The organism is Ignavibacteriales bacterium (assembly GCA_026390775.1).
GTDB lineage: Bacteria > Bacteroidota > Ignavibacteria > Ignavibacteriales > Melioribacteraceae > Fen-1258.
In genome coordinates, this window is the sequence record JAPLFF010000007.1 from 961,612 (window position 1) to 979,220 (window position 17,609).

A 17,609-nucleotide genomic window follows, 5' to 3' on the forward strand; every position below is an offset into this window, starting at 1 on the left:
TCCCTGCTGTAAGTTTGCTTCTTATAACACCTCTCGCTAAGTTTTCATAAGCAAACAATATATTTTTGTGTTTATGTTAAACTTTTTCACTTCATTTATTCTCACCACGAAAACAAATTAGATCATGAAAGATTTTTTGTTCAAACCGTTTGAAGAAATGACCGATAAAGATTATGAAACGGTTGGATTCAAATCCGGATTAGAAATTCATCAGCAGCTTTTCACTACGAAAAAACTTTTCTGCCGTTGTCCCGCGGGAAAATATAGCGACCGTTACGATGCTGAAATTCTGCGCCACATGCGTCCCACTCTTTCAGAACTTGGTGAATACGACGGTACCGCTTTGATGGAATTTAAAACAAAGAAAGATATTCTTTACAGAATCAATCGTGAAAGTGTTTGTACTTATGAAATGGATGACACACCGCCGTTTTTAATAAATGATGATGCATTAGACATTGCTTTACAGTGCGGTATGCTGTTCGATTGTTCAATCGTTGATGAACTTCATATTGCACGTAAACAATATTTGGACGGAAGTATTCCCACTGGATTTCAGCGCACTGCAATTTTTGCTCTTGATGGAAAAATTCCATACAAGAACCGCACGATAGATATTGTTCAAATGTCGATCGAAGAAGATTCATGCCGCGAAATATCAGACTCCGGACATTTGCGAGTTTACAGAACAGATCGTCTCGGGATGCCGCTCATCGAAACAGTAACCGGACCGAATATGCGAACACCGTTCGAAGTTGCAGAAGTTGCCGAGATTTGTGCGAATCTTGTTCGAAGTACAAACAAAGTCCGCCGCGGTATCGGATCGGCGCGTGAAGATGTTAACGTGAGTGTTGAAGGCGGAACACGAATTGAAATTAAAGGTGTGCCTAAGATCGGAAGAATTCCGCTCCTCACATATTACGAAGCAATGCGCCAGTGGAATCTTTTACGTTTACGTGATGAACTTCATCGAAGAGGAATTACAAAAGAAACTTTTGAAACAAAGTCCGACGACATTACTCGTATTGTAAAAAAAGCTCTCTACTTACCAATCCGCACTGCAACAGATCAGGGATTATTGGTGAAATGTGTTGTGCTTCGCGGTTACTTTGGACTTCTTCACTGGCAGACTCAAACAGACACTTATTTTTCAAAAGAAATTTCCGACCGCGTGCGCGTGATCGCTTGCTTAACAAATATTCCAAACATCATTCATTCGGATAGTAAGGGAGATACTTTAACTTCCGCTGATTGGCAAAACATTAAGCGTGCGGTTGGTGCAACAAACAACGATACAATGGTTCTCGTTTGGGGAAATGAACAAGACACTGAAATGGCTGTGAAGGAAATTATTATCCGCGCAAAAGAAGCTACTGTTGGAGTTCCATCGGAAACACGGCAAGCGATGCGCGATGGAACAAATGGCTTTGAAAGAATTTTGCCTGGCGCAGATAGAATGTATCCCGATACTGATCTGCCGCCAACGAGAATAACAGAAGAACGGTTGGAAAAACTTCGTTTAAATTTGCCCGAACATTTTTGGGATAGAGAAAAGTGGTATTGTAAACTTGGAATTCCAGAAGACACGTTACGTGAGTTATCAATTTCAAAATTCGCTCCGTTGTTTAAGTTTCTTGTTGATGAATGGAGAATGGATCCAATACTTACCGCAGTTGTGTTAATACAATTTCCCAAGCGGTTAAAGAGAAGTAGTTTTGATATTAGACTGTTCGATGAAGAAATAATGAGAGAAATTTTCCGGTCATACAAAGACGGTTTGCTTTCCAGAGACGGAATTTTAACCGCAATGCAAAAATCTATTAAGAAAGGAAAATTCTATCCCGAATTATTACCTAAACCTCTTACAACAAAAGAACTAGAAGAGATTATAGCTGAAACGAATAATGAATTAAGTAAAGTGCGCTTGATAAATAATGAGAATAGAAAAGAAGTTTTAATGGGACTAGTAATGAACAAAGTAAGAATGAATGTTGAAGGAAAAACAGTAACTAAAAAAATTAATGTTTGAATCTCCGCGCTCTTTGCGATCCGGCAGCTGCCGGATTTTGCGTTCTCTGCGTTAAATTTTTAAACCGCAAAGGACGCTGAGAAATTCGCAAAGCACACAAAGGAAAAATTATGGCAGATGACAATTACAAAGGTTACCGAGGCAAGACGCTTTCGGTTTTAAAAAATTTCAGTGCTCTTGTGTGGAGTGATGTTGAGATCACAACAACAAAAGGAAAATATAAGGGTATCATCCTTCCACGTTCCGAAACAGCAGATCCTTTTCACATCGTAATCAAAATGCCTGTCGGTTATAACATTGGGGTTGCCGCCGATTTGGTAACCGACATTCAAATAAGAGGACGTAAAGAAGCGCATTATAAAATTCCGGAAAAAGATTTTCCGCGCGATCCATCAAAGCCAAACGTAAAACTTCTCGGCACGGGCGGAACGATTGCATCGCGTCTTGATTACAGAACCGGCGCAGTTATTCCTGCATTCTCACCGGGAGAGCTTTACGGTTCCGTTCCCGAACTTGCCAACTACTGCAATCTCGAAACGGAAAAACTTTACGGTGTCTTCAGCGAAAATATGGGGCCCGATCAATGGAAAGGTACTGCAGAAGCAATAGGAAGAGAAATTGAAAAAGGCGTTGATGGAATTGTGATCGGTCACGGAACAGATACGATGCATCACACAGCGGCGGTGCTTTCTTTCATGGTACAAAATTCTCCAGTTCCGATTGTTATGGTAGGTTCGCAAAGGTCGAGCGACCGTCCTTCCTCCGATGCGGCACTGAATTTAATGCACAGCGTTAAGACTGCGGCTGAAAGCGATATTGCAGAAGTTATGGTTTGTATGTTCGGTCCGACATCGGATTATTACGGACTACTTCACCGCGGAACTCGTGTACGAAAAATGCATTCAAGTTACCGCTCAACATTCAGAACTATCGGCGATATTCCTATTGCAAAAGTCAGCCGCGATGAAATCACTCCTCTGCGACAAGATTATAAACGCCGACGCAAAGACCGCAATGTAAAAATTAACACTGCGTTCGAAGAAAAAGTTAGTATTGTTTACTACTATCCGAATATGAAACCTGATATCATCGAATCACTTATTGATAATGACTACAAAGGAATTGTTATTGCAGGCACTGGACTTGGACACGTGAACAAACCTTTGTATCCCGCACTTAAACGTGCACACGAAAAAGGAATTTCAATTTACATGACAGTTCAAACACTTTGGGGATACGTACAAATGTATGTTTACGATACCGGTCGTGATATGATGGAGCTCGGTGTAATTCCCGGAGAGAATATGCTGCCCGAAGTTGCTTACATGAAATTATGCTGGGCATTAGGACAAACGACAGATCAGAAAAAAGTGAAAGATATAATGTTAACATCTATCGCCGGAGAAATTACCGAACGCGAACCGAGCAATGGTTATTTAATCTATCAAGGTGGTTTGCCTGAGGTTGAAGAATTTATTTCTAAGTATATAAAATGATTTTTTAGATCACCCAGATACTTCTAAAAAATATCCATGTTCAATTTTCGGTGGACGCAATAATTGAATGGTCGTATAATTGCTCGTCGAAATTTTGATGGGATTAATTTATGAACACAGCTTCAAGCCAAAACACACTTCCTTCTTTGTTAGAGATGGAACAAGCATACAAAAAGAGCGATGGTTCATACGATGGAATTTTTTATCTCGCTGTTCGCAGTACGGGAATATTCTGCCGTCCGTCTTGTTCTGCAAGAAAACCATTGCCAAAAAATGTTGAGTACTTTCCATCTGCACGTGAAGCAGTTTTTGCAGGCTATCGTCCATGTAAACGCTGCCGTCCTCTTGAAACTCATGGAACACCGCCTGAATGGGTAAATAAATTGCTTGATATGATTGATGCGAATCCTACCGCCCGTTACAACGATGCGTTTCTCCGTTCTGTCAAAATTAATCCGGCACGAGCAAGAAGATATTTTTTGAAAAATTACAATATGACATTTCAAGCATATTGCCGCGGAAGACGACTTGGAATTTCTTTCGAGCAGATTCGACAAGGGAAAGATCTTGATGATGTAGCGCTCGGACACGGGTATGAATCGCACAGCGGATTCCGCGATGCATTTGTAAAAACTTTCGGCACACCGCCGGGCAAAAGTAAATCAAAAGATTGCATTCTAACTGCATGGATTGAAAGCCCGATGGGACCGTTGATAACTGCCGCAACTGATGAGGGAATTTGTTTACTCGAATTTTCTGACCGAAGAATGCTTGATGCACAGTTTACTACATTGAGAAAACTTTTTAAGTCTCCGATCGTTCCCGGTGAAAACAAACACCTCAATCATCTCCGTAAAGAATTGAAAAAATATTTTGAAGGATCTCTGAAAGAATTTACCGTTCCGATTATTTATCCCGGCAGTCCGTTCCAACAAAAAGTATGGAATGAGTTGTTAAAAATTCCGTTTGGAAAAACTGTTTCTTATGAAACGATTGCAAAAAAGGTTGGCGTTCCAAAAGCTCAACGAGCAGTTGGACATGCAAACGGATTGAACAGAATTGCGATTGTCATTCCATGTCACCGTGTAGTTAATAAGAATGGAAATCTCGGCGGATACGGCGGAGGACTTTGGAGAAAGCAACGATTGTTAGAGCTTGAGCAAGGAAAATAAATGTATGGAAAAAAAATTTAATGTTATTTAAAATAAAAGTAGTATTAAGAAATTGACAAGGGCAAATCTGAGTATATTTTTTTTGAGTCTCCTTTGCCATTCATTATTTCAAAAATTTTAAGCTTACCCTCATATTGATGAATTTTTTCTGGTGCGTATAAGTATAATTTCTTATTAATATTATTTTCTTCACTAAATTTCTTTGAGGAAAGAATGTGAATATTTGTTTTTAGTTTATACTCTTGTAGCGCACGTTTTTTTAATGTCTCTATCATGAGAATTAGAGACTTGTCTTGTTTAATATTATCTGTAACAAAGTAAAGATTTAATTCTTTCTGTTTTCCATTTGTTAGAACAAAAAACCGGTTTGATTGATTTATATATTTTTTGTTGATAAAAGAGGATAGTTCTACCGCTGCTTTTACTTTTCTCAATTTGATGTTTTCTTTCTTAAATTCTCCAAGTGCTTTTTTATTTTTCACAGATTCTTTTTCGCTTTTTTCAAAAAATTTTTTTGCCCCAACTTTTACTTCTTTCTCAAAAGCTTTTCGATAATTTGTTGATAAATCAAAACCAATCGCTTTTCTGTTCATCAAATTTGCAATTGCTAATACACTTCCTGAGCCGACGAATGGATCAAATACTAAATCCTTTTCATTAGTTGCAAGAGAAATTATTCTTTCAATCAATTCGAAAGGAAATGGGCAAAGATGTTTTTGATATCCCTTTCCCCATCCTCTGAGGGGAGAATTAAATTCCCAAATATTTGATGGGGCTTGTCCTTTTGAGCTATATCTTTCCGGATAGCTCTTGAACCACTTTTTGTACTCTCCCAATTCCCGTATTTTGTCAATATTAAACTTGTACTCACTACCTTTTGAAAAAAATAGTATGTATTCAAATGAATTTTTGAACCTTCCTTTAGCGTGCCAAGGAATATTTTTCTTTTTATTCCATATAATAATATCTCTAAGCTTCCAAGATTTGCTATCGCTCAATTTATTAATAATATCAAATGGGAGTGGTTTTAGCTCACCTTGTTTTCTAATAGTATCTACCACCAGCCAAAGAGTTGAATTTTTTGCAGCAATAGAAAAACATTGCTTTAAAACATTTATTACATCAATTAGGTAATTATCATAAGTCTGTTTATATCCCATTTGGTTCTTTTTATTATCATAATTTTTCAAATTATGATATGGGGGTGAAGTTATAATTAATTTTGGTGAAAGAGGTTTCCGTTTTTTAAAATACAGTTCCGTATGTCTGGCATCAATTATTTCATATCTAAGCAACATTAAATAATCCCTTCAAAATACTGAGGATAGTATCTATAATATTTAAAATAATTGTTGATATTGGTTTCCATATCTTCCAAATCAAACACTATGTTTTTTGTAATTTTTTTTATGTCTTTTTTCAAAATTTTACCATCTAAAAAATTCTTCTCGATCTTTTGATCCAAATATAATTTTTCCCTATAGGTTAATATTGGCACATCAATATCAATTATTGTTTCGTCTGTTGAAACAAATTTTTCTTTTTTCATCTTTTCTTGCAAAAGATTATTCTCGTCAAACACACCACCAATAGTAAACATTGGCGTACTATCGTTATATGTAAAAGCAAATAGTTTGTAGAAATCTAAGTTTTTTTTATTCTTTATTTTTTCTTCAATAATATTAATTATAACATCTTGAACAATTCTTGCAAAAGATTCTTGTTTTATAAATTTAATATGTTTGTATTGTGGTGAAATATATTGATCAATAGAATGAAAAATATTTCTTCGATATTCTTCGGCTTCTTCTAGATCATTAGTTTTATTTAATTTTATGTCAATTGTAATAAGAAAAAAATCCTTGCCAATAGCCTTATCAACAACCAAAGAGATATCGTCTTCTATTAATGATCTAAATTGTTTATCGTTTTCATCATAGATACCAAAATCGTAGTCTAACCATAGAATAAAATTAGAGTCATTTTTATAATCTGATAAAAAATCAGTAGATTTTTTATTGTAAAACTCAACAAAATTATATGGCTTGTTAAATTCAAACCGCCTCTTTAGAGTTGAGTTGTCAATAGAAATCATTTTTTTAATGTTCAAGAACTTGTGAAATAAAATAAAGTCATAATAAGATATCGAACCCATTCCTATATAATAATAATCACTTAGATTTACTATACTGATATTTTGAATTTTATTAAGAATATCGATAAATATTTTCCTTTCTATTTGCTTTTTGGGTCTTAGCAAATAATCTATTTTTTCAAAGCTATATTTTTTACTCATCTTTCAGTCCCTCAAAATTCCAGAAATAATCAAAAGTATATTCACCAACTCCTTTATTACTTTTTAAATGATATGTTTGTTTTATTTTTTCAATTTGCTTTAGAGGTCTTTTATATGAAATGGGAATTAAATCTGTTTTCTTTTTCAATTTTGGAGGATTAAACTTTGCTTGTGGTTTTAGATCATCAATAAACTTAGTTTCCAATTTTTTTTCATCATCCTTGTCTTTCTTAATTTCTTGATCTATTTCTCTATCAACATTATCGATTTTATCTCTATTATATTTATTACTTAGATACGTAATTATAGGTCTAGCAGTTTCTACCATCTTTTGCTTTATATAATGATAAAATGGATGTTCTAAATTAAAATTATTTTTTGTTGTATTTATAGGTAAAAGACCTGGGTCACTTGATTCAATCATCACGATACCGCGAAAATCATTATAAATGTTATGATAATTTGGAAGTTCATATTTTTGTCCACTCCAACCAGTTACTAAACTTTTATCATTAATCATTATTAATCGTTTATTCATAAATATATTCCAACCGTTTTTCTCTTGAATCTTAACAGCTCTTGAACGTGAGTCGGTTTTTTTTTCTACCCAACAATATATTTTATACTTTACGTTATCATAAGATTCCTTTATAAATATTGGTTTTATCTCTGGACTATAAGTAGCTTCTAAATCAAAAGCTTCTATTTGTTCATTATTAAATACAAATTGAATTTCCTTTTCAATAAAACGAGTATAATAAATGCTAAGATCATTTTTAAATTTATTAATAAAAATTGTCGTTAAGATCCTTGAGATTTCTTCTTTGTATTTACTAATAGTGATTTTTGTAAAAGGCTTTTTCCCTTTTAGCGAAATATTATCCTTAAAATCCAGTGGTATATCCCAATCATCATCATCTTTTTTTTCCCATTCTGGAACATTCATAAATATTTTTGAATAATCTTTCCCATCATAAGTTTCAAAGACAAATTCATTCGCAAGCTTAAATAATGCTCTTTTAAGACCAATACCATAGTAACCAATAGTTTGAGCAACAAATCCTGGTAATTCTCCTGATCTAAAAACATGATTCACTAATGTGTCCCTATCAATACCTCCACAATTATCTTCGATTATTAGTGACTTGTTTGTCATTTCAATCTCAATTTTTCTTCTATCCTTTATTTTATGCCTAGCATAAGAATCAACAGAGTTATCAATTAAATCAAGTATGCTATCATGAACATTAATATCTTTTGTAATTATTTCAACAAGAAGACGCTTGGTAGGACGGAAACTGACAACATTTTCATTTTCTGACATGGATGTGTTCCCCTCTTGGTATGAATTATTTTATTATAGGAACAAATTATATAATTAAAATATACATGTGCAACTAGTTTTTCACAATTCGACTCTCAGAACTCAGGATATGTTATTGCTATTAATAGACTAATTCCTGAATTATGCTCACCACAAGCCACCAACTAAAACTTCCATCTCGAATCAAAAGCAAATGTAATTCTCTTTGCGGTATTCGGACTTACGACTGATTGAAAATCCGGTGTTCCTAAATTCATTTCAAGAAATCCAAAATCAAAACCACAGCCCATTCCCCAATTAAATTTATCGAATCCGCCAAATGAAAATCCCGATCTCAATGCAAAAAATCCAAACTGCCAATCAGCACCTATAGAAAATCTTGGTTTGGTAGAATTACTTGGCTGATCATTAAATCCTTGATTGTAATCGAATGCCAACAACAATTTATTGTTAATGTTCATTGATGCACCGAGACGAAGTGCGGTTGCAAGCTGTGTTGAAAATTCGCTGATATATTTTCCGCCGTCTTTTCCGGTAAGAGCTTTAACTAAAGAATCGCGTTGGCTCTGGTTTGTAAGATCATCAAGATAGATCGGCTTGTTAGAAGAATACTCCGCAACATTTTTATTCCAGGTAATGCTTCCAATATCAGTAATTGCAAACCCGAAAGACCAAACATCATTTAATTTTGCGTTCACTCCAAAATCAAAACCGAAACCACTTCCCGCGGGAGTTGGAAATGGAGAAAACTTAAAATCTTTTTTTACTGTTGTGCTTTTATCGAAATCGTACTTAACATTAAAATCCGGCGAGAAGGCGGCGTGCGCAAGAAAATCTCCTTTGCCGGTTATAATATTTCCATCACCTGTAGTTAATTGTGTGCCAACGTGATCAAGTCCCGCGTAAGCAAATCCTTGAATTAAGTTGAACGAAACACCGATAGAAATTTGTTGAAATACCGGAAGGATATTCAAACTGCGCGCATATGAAAGAGAATATTTACGTAACCACCATGCTTTCAGTTTTGTATCATTAAAATTATAGACTTGGTTCAGCAAGTTCCCTTCCAAACCAAGATCAACTATTCCTTTCGGAAAAGTTACATTAGAAGAAATAACATCGCCCATTGAAAACGCAAACGTTCCAAAATCATTATTTGGTTTAACGGAGATTGCAAAAAATTGCACGTTTAAATTACCTGTTATAGCTCCGCCGTTGGCAAATAAATTTTTTAATCTGCTTTTATCGGAATCAGTTAGATATCGGCCGATTGTTTTTCCGTTTGCATCGGTTGTTTTATATCCGAAAAAATAATTGTATTCATCAACCGTCATAAAATTTGTCCCGATATTGCCGGATATACTTGGGAGCGGCAAAGGAACTATAAATTCTACATGTTTTAATGAGTCGTTAAATAAATTTGCCGGGTTGTTTCCAAGCGCACGAAGGCCTAATGATGATGTTACACTTGTCTTTCCCATTGCGGCAGAGCGCGCATCGCTCATTCCAATAGAACCGCCGGATTGTGAATAAGCATTTGCGGAGAAAATGAAAACTAAAACGATAAATAATTTGTATGGTTTCATTTTAGTTCCCCTTCGGATTAATGTGGTAATTAGTTGAACCCGAGGCAAGGAACTTGATCATGTTATCTGTCTTAAACTTTACTGCCTGGTTTCCAGATCCCGACGTACTAAATCTAATTCGAACACGCATGAATGATGCTTTTGAAATTTTATCAACTTCACTTTTTAAGGTCTTCACTGTTACGTTTTGAATTGTGTTTGATATAACATTTCCGTTTGCATCAACCACAGCTCCGTCTACACTAACAATCGTATCTTGATCTGAATACTTAGGCGGGAAATACATCAAAAAGTTTTTGCTCTGATCGTAAAGCTTAGCCGTAAAACTAAATGATGCCGGAATACCATTTGTAATTTTTAATGCCGCACCGAGAGAATTAACATCTTTTATCTGATTGCGGTCATCATTTGATAGATCAACTTTAACTGAATCACTAAACTCGCCGCCGCTCAAACCAAACTCAAATGGAAATTCCATTTTACTGCTTATTGTTACTTGATCATTCTTGTTCAGACTTATTGTTTTATGATTTGGATTAACTGTTCCCCCGGTGAAAACTACTATTGAATCCGGGAATTGTGAAAATTTATTGAAAAAATTACTTACGCTGTCGGCATTGAATGTTATTATTGAATCAGTTTGCGAGATAAGAGTTGTATTCAAAGTTCGCGAACTAAGAGACATTACGCTTCGTTGTCCGATTGCATTCCGCGCTTCAATACTTCCATCAATACTAAATTCCACATTTGCAGTTGATCTAAACCGGAGTTCAATTTTAGGATTCTTCAAATTGATCTGCTGAAACTGCAATTTTTTTTGTATGTCTTTCACATCAAGAGAAACTGCGCTTCTGGTTTTTTCCAACACGGTTGGTTTTAATTGCCCCGTATATTCAGAGACCATGAGCCTACGGTATCTTGTTTTTATTCTTAATGATTTGTCAGGTAAAGTAATTTGCTGTCCGCTGCTTCCTGTTGAAGAAATTTTAGATTCTAGACTCAACTGATTTTTTACCTTTACTCCAGGTGAAATTGGAATTGAATTTACTTTAGCTGTTTGCAATGGCAGAACTTCAATCGGCGTTGATATCTGTGCGATGATTTCCCCAGATCCCGCATTTTTCAAAACTATGTTTCTAAGAGTTATGCTAACCGGTGAAGGAAAATAATTTGTAATTTCAAGATCAATAAGACCGGATTCAATTTTTATGGTTTCGAATTGATCGGCTAAACTAAAATTTCCTGTTACATTTGTTTCCGGAATGGGCGGAAGAACAACCTGCATACCGGGACTAACAGGCGGACTTATCCATGAAAAATCAATATCGGAAGTAACTGAATCGGAATTGATGCTAATCGCTCCATTAACTCCGGGTAAATCTGATTGCAGTTTATTGCCCAATACGATCTTATCCATTTGCTGAATTTTTGAATAATAGAGCAAATTTCCATTTGTAACATCTGAGTAATGTTGGATTGTTGATGATTTGCTTTCAAGAATATCAAACATCGTATAGCTCTTGTTGGCGATTGGAACATTCAGAGAAACATCCCAATTCGGTGCTGTTGGATTTGTATTAATATTGCAAGATTGAATCAGCGCGGTGAGGAACATAAAAACGAGTGCACAGAAAATTTTCGAATGCTTTTGAAATAAATTCATTTTTAATCCTTTTTGATTTATACAACTTAACTACCTGAGAAAAGTTAGAGATTAATTTTTGTTTGAGCAAGGAGGTAGAACACAATTCAACGCAGCTTGTGATGAATTGTTAAAAGAGATTGACGCAAAGAAATAATTTAGTTTGTTGTGGTCGCAAAATTTGTGATCATTACTTTATAAATTTTCATTTAAAAATATTTCTTGAGTCTGCATTGGTTGTGTTCTTGCTATATAGTATTCATTATAAAAATTGAATTGACTTCCAAACAACCATACTTTTATAAACATCCGCGCCCAAATTAAAAACTGCTGGATTATCATCATCACTAATACGGCTATCATACTATTCATCCCAATCGCAGAATCCAGCCAGAGGTATAATATTGTGAGTATTATCAAAAGAATAATTATTAACAGATAAAGAGAATAAACTAAATGTATTCTTCTAATTATAAACTTGAATGAACTACGTAGCGCCTGCCATACCTTTTTAGAATCCTCTTTTACTAGAATTATCTTAGCATAATCAGAGACTATAGTAATGAAAATGAAAAATATTATATGAAGAATCATCCATACCAAATAAGTGTAGAAGATAGTCGGTTCAGTAGAGGTCTCCGTCATATTCATAGTCGCAACAGAAAATATTATTGCTATAACACCGAATACTATCAACTGGATCAAAAGTGTGTATAAACCGAGCCGGAGAAATCTTAAAAAGTATTGTGCGCAACCAACAAAGAAATTTTTTCCGTTTACTTTATCAAGTTTTTGATTCATTAACCTGAAAACGCCTCCGGCAAAAAATACAGTAAATAAAAAGTAAAACATCGACAACCACCCCATTCCAGTAATGAAAGCTTTTACTAAGTCGCCGTAGTTATTCATGAAATCCGAGTAAATTGTAGAATCAAAATCATTAAGAAGTTTGTAAAGATTGGATCTTCCTTCAAGGGCAGTTACCATAACAGATTTAAATGTTGCAGCCCAAACTGCACTGAGAAGTAACGTGATGATAAATAGAAGTGTTACAATTTTCTTTTGACGCAATGCTTCTTTAAGTCCTGCTATGTATGAACCAATTATTTTCATTTCTCACCTCTCTCTTAGAACAACATTGAAGCTGTTAGCAATACATTTTCGAACCAGAACAAAAGTTTAGCGGTGTATTTTTCAAACACTCCGGATTCCGGTTCCGTAGTTAAACTGTTATTGACAACATTCACATCGAGCGGAATTTTGTAAAAAGGATCCAACTGTGCTGAGACAATTTTACTTTTACCTTTATACTCAAACTCGTATGTACGGGCTTGTCCATTCCAGTTCTCTACAATTTTTTTCCCATCATTGAATGTAATTAAAACCTCAACAGGCAGCTTTACCTCACCGGAGCGGTAAACAACAACAGAAGATTTGTACATATTTTCTTCTGTTTGTCCTTTCACAAATTTTTTCTTTCCATTCTCGTCGAATATTCCATTTGGCTTTTCAATTTGCTGGTTGGAAATTGAACCCACTTTGTAATCACAAATATCGCTTCCATAAAGCACCTGATCAAAATACCAGTTCATGTTATCTCCAAATTTTCTTCCATGTTTTTTTATTACGACTTCATTTGCAATAGCAATAAAATCTTTTACGCACGGATGTTTGAATTTCCACCGTTCATAATATGTTTTCATAATTTCATTCATTGTTTCAATACCAACTAATCCTTCAAGTGTTTTCAACATTACGGCAGTTTTGTTGTATGTTAAACTTCCATATCCGCCATTTTTATATTCCCACGATTTACGATATATCTCTGCTATCTTCGGATTTTTCATCCCAACGTAACCCTGCCGAGTAAATTCAAAATCTCCCATCTTAAAACCAAAAAGATTTATTGCTGAAGTTTTTTCACCGTAAGCAAAATTCATTATTCGCGTTTCAAAATATTGGTTGAAACCCTCATCAAGAAACGCCTCTTCAAATTCATTCGAGGCAAGCAGTCCCATAAAATAATTATGTCCAAACTCATGAATAGTTACAATTTCCGGCAGTTTTATTCCTTCTGGTAATCCCCAAAGAGTTCCCGCAGTAATAAATGTCGGGTATTCCATTCCGCCAGAACCAAATCCGTTAAGCGGCGGATCAACAACAGTAATTGTTGTGTAAGGATACTTTCCCAAGTATTTATCAAAGTAATCGAGTGCGTATTTTACTGCTTTGACGTGGCGATCTGCTTGTGCGAAATGTTCCGGCTGAAGCATCACTTTTATTTTTACATTCTGCCATTGATCATTTACAATTTTAAATTTTGGCGAAGCTGTCCATGCAAAATCCACAACGTCTTCTGCTCTATAGTGATGAGTTGCGGTTCCATAGCCATTATTTATTTTCGATTGAAGTACTCCAACAGCGCCTACAATGAATGATGATGGGACAGTAATGTTTACATCGAACACAGCGAAGTCCGCATAAAACTCGGAGTTAGCATGAAACTGATGACAGTTCCATCCTCCTTTTTCAGCATAACGAATTCCGGGATATTCATACACACCAATCTTTGGAAACCATTGACCGATTAAAAAATAATTATCGGCATACCCTGTACGTGCAAATATTTTAGGAAGTTTCGCGTTGAAATTTATTTCAAGTTGAATCTCTTCATTTGGTTTCAGCGGTTTATCAAGCGCAACAGAAATAACTGTTTGATCATCTTTGTTGTTGTCATCTGTCTGAATGAATTTGATATTTTTTGTCAGATCGTTTCCATCTTTTCTTTTCATCGAAAGAATATCGATCCAACCCCAAGATTTTTCATCATACTTATCAATACCTATTCCACGTAGTTGTCCGCCGGATTCTTTCATAAACGTTGAGTTGGTATTTTTGAATGCATTAAGATAAAGATGAAGCTGAAGTTCACTTATTATACCCGGGGAAGTATTTTTCCAGCGCAAAATTTCCTTTCCGTTAAGCATTTTTTTATCCGCATCTAGCTTGACCGTAATTTCATAATTTGCTATTCGAGGACTCAACGGTTGAGAAAAAATTATTTGTGAACGAATTCCTCCAAATGCAATGAGGAAGAGAAATAAAAACGAAGAAAAAATAAAATTGAGAGGTGTTTTCATATAAATTCCGTTTTTAATCTATTTGACTTATAAAATCCTTTAACATCATATAAAAGTCAATTGTTAATTGTAACAATCCCTCCCTTCACATCTAAATAGTTTGCACTAACAATTCATCGTCTTTAATCGGATACTGAGTCCATATCATAATGTTTTTCTAATTCTTTTAATTCAGATTAAAAAGAATTGATTATTTTTGAAAGCATTATTCAAAAAAAATATTTTTTTATCCGGAGGAAATACTCATGGCAATTATGATTACTGAGGAATGCATTTCTTGTAACGCTTGCGAAGTCGAATGCCCGAATACCGCTATTTACTCACCTGGATTAGCTTACAACGTAGGGGGACAAGAATATGCAGCTTTATCGGAAGAACTCACATACATCGTTCCAGAAAAATGTACCGAGTGTGTTGGTTTTTATGATGAACCGCAATGCATTCCAGCTTGCCCAACAGAAGCAATCGCCCCAGATCCAAATCATGTAGAAACGAAAGAACAATTGGCTGCAAAGAAAGAACATTTGGATAAAGTTGGAAGATAACTTTTCTGTTTCTTATTCAAACCCCGACCAAGTCGGGGTTTTTTATTTTAAACGGAACTTAGCTTACGACTTTCCTTTATAAGAATCAGCATATTTGGCATACAATGAAATTCATAATAATTGGCTCATTGCTGGTTCTTTCTCCAATTATCTTAATGGCTCAGGAAGATTCAACCTTTTTTAAAAGAAATGAAAAAAATAAATTGGTGATTAAAGATAGTCTGAATAATAAATTATTTGTTGTACCGCAACTTCCGCCAAGAACTCTAATCATTAAAATGAAAGATCTTCAAGAGATTAAAAACCTAAAAGGAAATCCTTTTATTGTAATAGACGACACTTCAAGTTTTTCAGCAGATGAATTAGCAAGCGGCCTATCGGAAGAGGAATTGGCTCGCTATAAAAAAAACAAAGAGGCTGTGAAAAGTTTGATAAAACTACCGCCTTCCGAAGAGGAGACTTATCCTACAATTGCTAAAATTAGAAAGATATTAGGTGCGGCGAAAACAATTGGAGTAATAATCATCTTATTGTTGAGCATTTTATGAAGCTTTTCCTTAAGACATTATTTCTCTTAATAATAATTACCGCTCAATTGTTTTCTCAAACAGAACATGACACCAGCAAAACTTTAAGTAATAAAAAGATTACTCCGAGCGATAAGAAGCAATTAAGTACTAAATCTAATAGTTTAGATACGGAAAGACTCAATCGTCTCGAAATTCTGCAAGATAATTTTAAAGTTCCTTTAAATCTGAAAATTTATCAGAAAATATTTGCTGATGAAAAATTTGTGATCTACAGCTTTCCGCAGGAATATCTTAACAGCGGACTTAGCAACGACGAACTAATGATTTTCGAGCAGAACAAATCGCTAACCAGAAGAATGCTGTCGGATATTTATGGTGAAGATATAATTGATCTTAAAAAAATATTAGAGACACTGGGGATTACAAAAGATCAGATAGTAATGGTTGCCGCTATTCTAAAATTCTTTTTATACAGCCCTATACTTTAAGAAGAAATAATGTTTTGATGATATAAACAATACATTTATTAGACACAACTTTCCAGCCCAATTCTTTACTACTCTTTTTAAATTGGTCGGATCCACCAATTGAAAAATTTTAATAACCAATTGTGAAAATAGCTTTTTTAGTTATATTGCGATCAATTCTTTCCGTATGGATCTGTAAAACTATTAATAATTAAAAAATGAAGCAGAAGCTTAGAGTTATCTTTATACTTTTTTTTATCAGTACGATTTATCTTGTTAAGTTATCCGCACAAGAAGATCCGAGTCTGTTTTTCTTTCAACTCGAAGATCATTCGTATACTATTCAGCAAGTATCTCCTATTATAAAAACAGAAGACACAAATACATTTAATTGGCATGATCCTATTACAAAACTTCCTAGAGATTTTTATACTCTTGGTCAAAATGCTTTTAGTGCAAATAGTATTAGTACAATGGCAGAACTAACAATATTAACCGGGTTTCTCATTTCAATTGATCACAAAACCATTGAACCATTTAGGTCCAGCTATAGAACTTCCACCACAATACATGAATGGAGTAAAAATATTTCTTGGTTAGGCGGTGGTGAATTTCATTTAATCATGGCCTCGGCTTTTGGCGGAGTCGGTCTTGCGTTAAATGATAATAGAGCATTAAGAACAGCTCTTCAAATTGTTGAAGCCGAGCTTGCTACAGGAATTACAGTTCAAATTCTAAAACATATTAGCGGCAGAGAAAGTCCCCAATCGGCATCACACATTCACGGATTGTTTAGACCATTTCCAAACATGCAAGATTATTCACGCAATGAAACTAAATACTATTCATTTCCTTCGGGGCATGTTTCAACATCTGCTGCAGTGCTAACTGTAATTGCAGATAATTATTCAGAAGCCTCTTGGATTAAACCTGTTGGCTACTCGGCAATCGGTTTGATAGGAATCGGTTTAGTTGCAAGAGGGTGGCATTGGTTCAGCGATTTTCCTTTAGCGGTAGCCATAGGATATATGTTTGGAAAGGTTATCTCGGGCAGAAATAATTTAATACAAAATGATGGTGATAATTCTTCGTGGTCAATTTATCCTGATTATAATAATGGTATGGGGTTTGGTCTCGCCTATCATTTTTGATTCGTTCAGTTTGCAAGAAACATTTTATAAAAAGCCACCGCAGTAACTGAGACAATACTCGCAAATTATAATTGAAAATTAAAGACAATAATTTTTGTATATAAAAATTCAGTACCTATTTTTTCACTATTTTAACTTTTTTATGATTTCATAAAATCATTTAAAATAATTTCCTACATAAAACATATAATCCTTATAATTGTACAAAACTTTTTCAATTATAATTGGAAT

At 34.7% G+C, this 17,609-nt stretch carries 14 protein-coding genes; 7 read left to right on the forward strand and 7 right to left on the reverse strand.

What is annotated here, in order from left to right:
* Nucleotides 1–124: 124 nt before the first annotated feature.
* The 3 genes from gatE to NTZ27_09460 all read left to right on the forward strand — a co-directional run bounded on the left by gatE (nt 125) and on the right by NTZ27_09460 (nt 4,697).
* Nucleotides 125–2,029 (forward strand): Glu-tRNA(Gln) amidotransferase subunit GatE, encoded by a 1,905-nt coding sequence (gene gatE / locus NTZ27_09450; GenBank protein MCX6174963.1) that lies wholly within the window; start codon nt 125–127, stop codon nt 2,027–2,029.
* A 110-nt stretch (nt 2,030–2,139) separates the two neighbouring features.
* Nucleotides 2,140–3,525, forward strand: a complete 1,386-nt coding sequence (gene gatD / locus NTZ27_09455; GenBank protein ID MCX6174964.1) for a Glu-tRNA(Gln) amidotransferase subunit GatD — start codon at nt 2,140–2,142, stop codon at nt 3,523–3,525.
* Nucleotides 3,526–3,635: 110 nt separating this feature from the next.
* Nucleotides 3,636–4,697: a methylated-DNA--[protein]-cysteine S-methyltransferase gene (locus tag NTZ27_09460; GenBank protein ID MCX6174965.1), complete on the forward strand. Its 1,062-nt coding sequence runs from the start codon at nt 3,636–3,638 to the stop codon at nt 4,695–4,697.
* Between the two features lie 44 nt (nt 4,698–4,741).
* Here the strand turns inward: NTZ27_09460 and NTZ27_09465 are convergent, their stop codons facing one another.
* The 7 genes from NTZ27_09465 to NTZ27_09495 form a co-directional block, all read right to left on the reverse strand.
* The gene (locus NTZ27_09465) at nt 4,742–5,995 is read right to left on the reverse strand and encodes a site-specific DNA-methyltransferase (protein ID MCX6174966.1); all 1,254 of its coding nucleotides are present in this window, start codon (nt 5,993–5,995) and stop codon (nt 4,742–4,744) included.
* A complete protein-coding gene (locus tag NTZ27_09470; GenBank protein MCX6174967.1) occupies nt 5,995–6,993 on the reverse strand; it encodes a hypothetical protein in 999 nt (332 codons plus the stop codon). Before NTZ27_09470 ends, NTZ27_09465 begins: the two co-directional genes overlap by 1 nt.
* Entirely contained in the window at nt 6,986–8,317 is a 1,332-nt protein-coding gene (locus tag NTZ27_09475; protein MCX6174968.1) for an ATP-binding protein, read from the reverse strand. Before NTZ27_09475 ends, NTZ27_09470 begins: the two co-directional genes overlap by 8 nt.
* A 164-nt stretch (nt 8,318–8,481) precedes the next feature.
* Nucleotides 8,482–9,903, reverse strand: coding sequence for a DUF5723 family protein (locus NTZ27_09480; GenBank protein MCX6174969.1), 1,422 nt, complete (start codon nt 9,901–9,903; stop codon nt 8,482–8,484).
* Nucleotide 9,904: 1 nt separating this feature from the next.
* Nucleotides 9,905–11,566 (reverse strand): hypothetical protein, encoded by a 1,662-nt coding sequence (locus NTZ27_09485; GenBank protein MCX6174970.1) that lies wholly within the window; start codon nt 11,564–11,566, stop codon nt 9,905–9,907.
* A gap of 174 nt (nt 11,567–11,740) precedes the next feature.
* On the reverse strand, nt 11,741–12,658 hold the full coding sequence (locus NTZ27_09490) for a hypothetical protein (protein MCX6174971.1): 918 nt from the start codon (nt 12,656–12,658) through the stop codon (nt 11,741–11,743).
* A 14-nt stretch (nt 12,659–12,672) separates the two neighbouring features.
* Nucleotides 12,673–14,685, reverse strand: coding sequence for a M1 family metallopeptidase (locus tag NTZ27_09495; GenBank protein ID MCX6174972.1), 2,013 nt, complete (start codon nt 14,683–14,685; stop codon nt 12,673–12,675).
* Between the two features lie 245 nt (nt 14,686–14,930).
* On the opposite strand from NTZ27_09495, the gene NTZ27_09500 reads away from it, so the two are divergent.
* The 4 genes from NTZ27_09500 to NTZ27_09515 all read left to right on the forward strand — a co-directional run bounded on the left by NTZ27_09500 (nt 14,931) and on the right by NTZ27_09515 (nt 17,378).
* Nucleotides 14,931–15,230, forward strand: coding sequence for a 4Fe-4S dicluster domain-containing protein (locus tag NTZ27_09500; protein MCX6174973.1), 300 nt, complete (start codon nt 14,931–14,933; stop codon nt 15,228–15,230).
* A 104-nt stretch (nt 15,231–15,334) separates the two neighbouring features.
* Nucleotides 15,335–15,778 (forward strand): hypothetical protein, encoded by a 444-nt coding sequence (locus NTZ27_09505; protein MCX6174974.1) that lies wholly within the window; start codon nt 15,335–15,337, stop codon nt 15,776–15,778.
* Nucleotides 15,775–16,248, forward strand: a complete 474-nt coding sequence (locus NTZ27_09510) for a hypothetical protein (GenBank protein MCX6174975.1) — start codon at nt 15,775–15,777, stop codon at nt 16,246–16,248. Before NTZ27_09505 ends, NTZ27_09510 begins: the two co-directional genes overlap by 4 nt.
* Nucleotides 16,249–16,445: 197 nt before the next feature.
* Entirely contained in the window at nt 16,446–17,378 is a 933-nt protein-coding gene (locus NTZ27_09515) for a phosphatase PAP2 family protein (GenBank protein MCX6174976.1), read from the forward strand.
* The last annotated feature ends 231 nt before the right edge of the window (nt 17,379–17,609 follow it).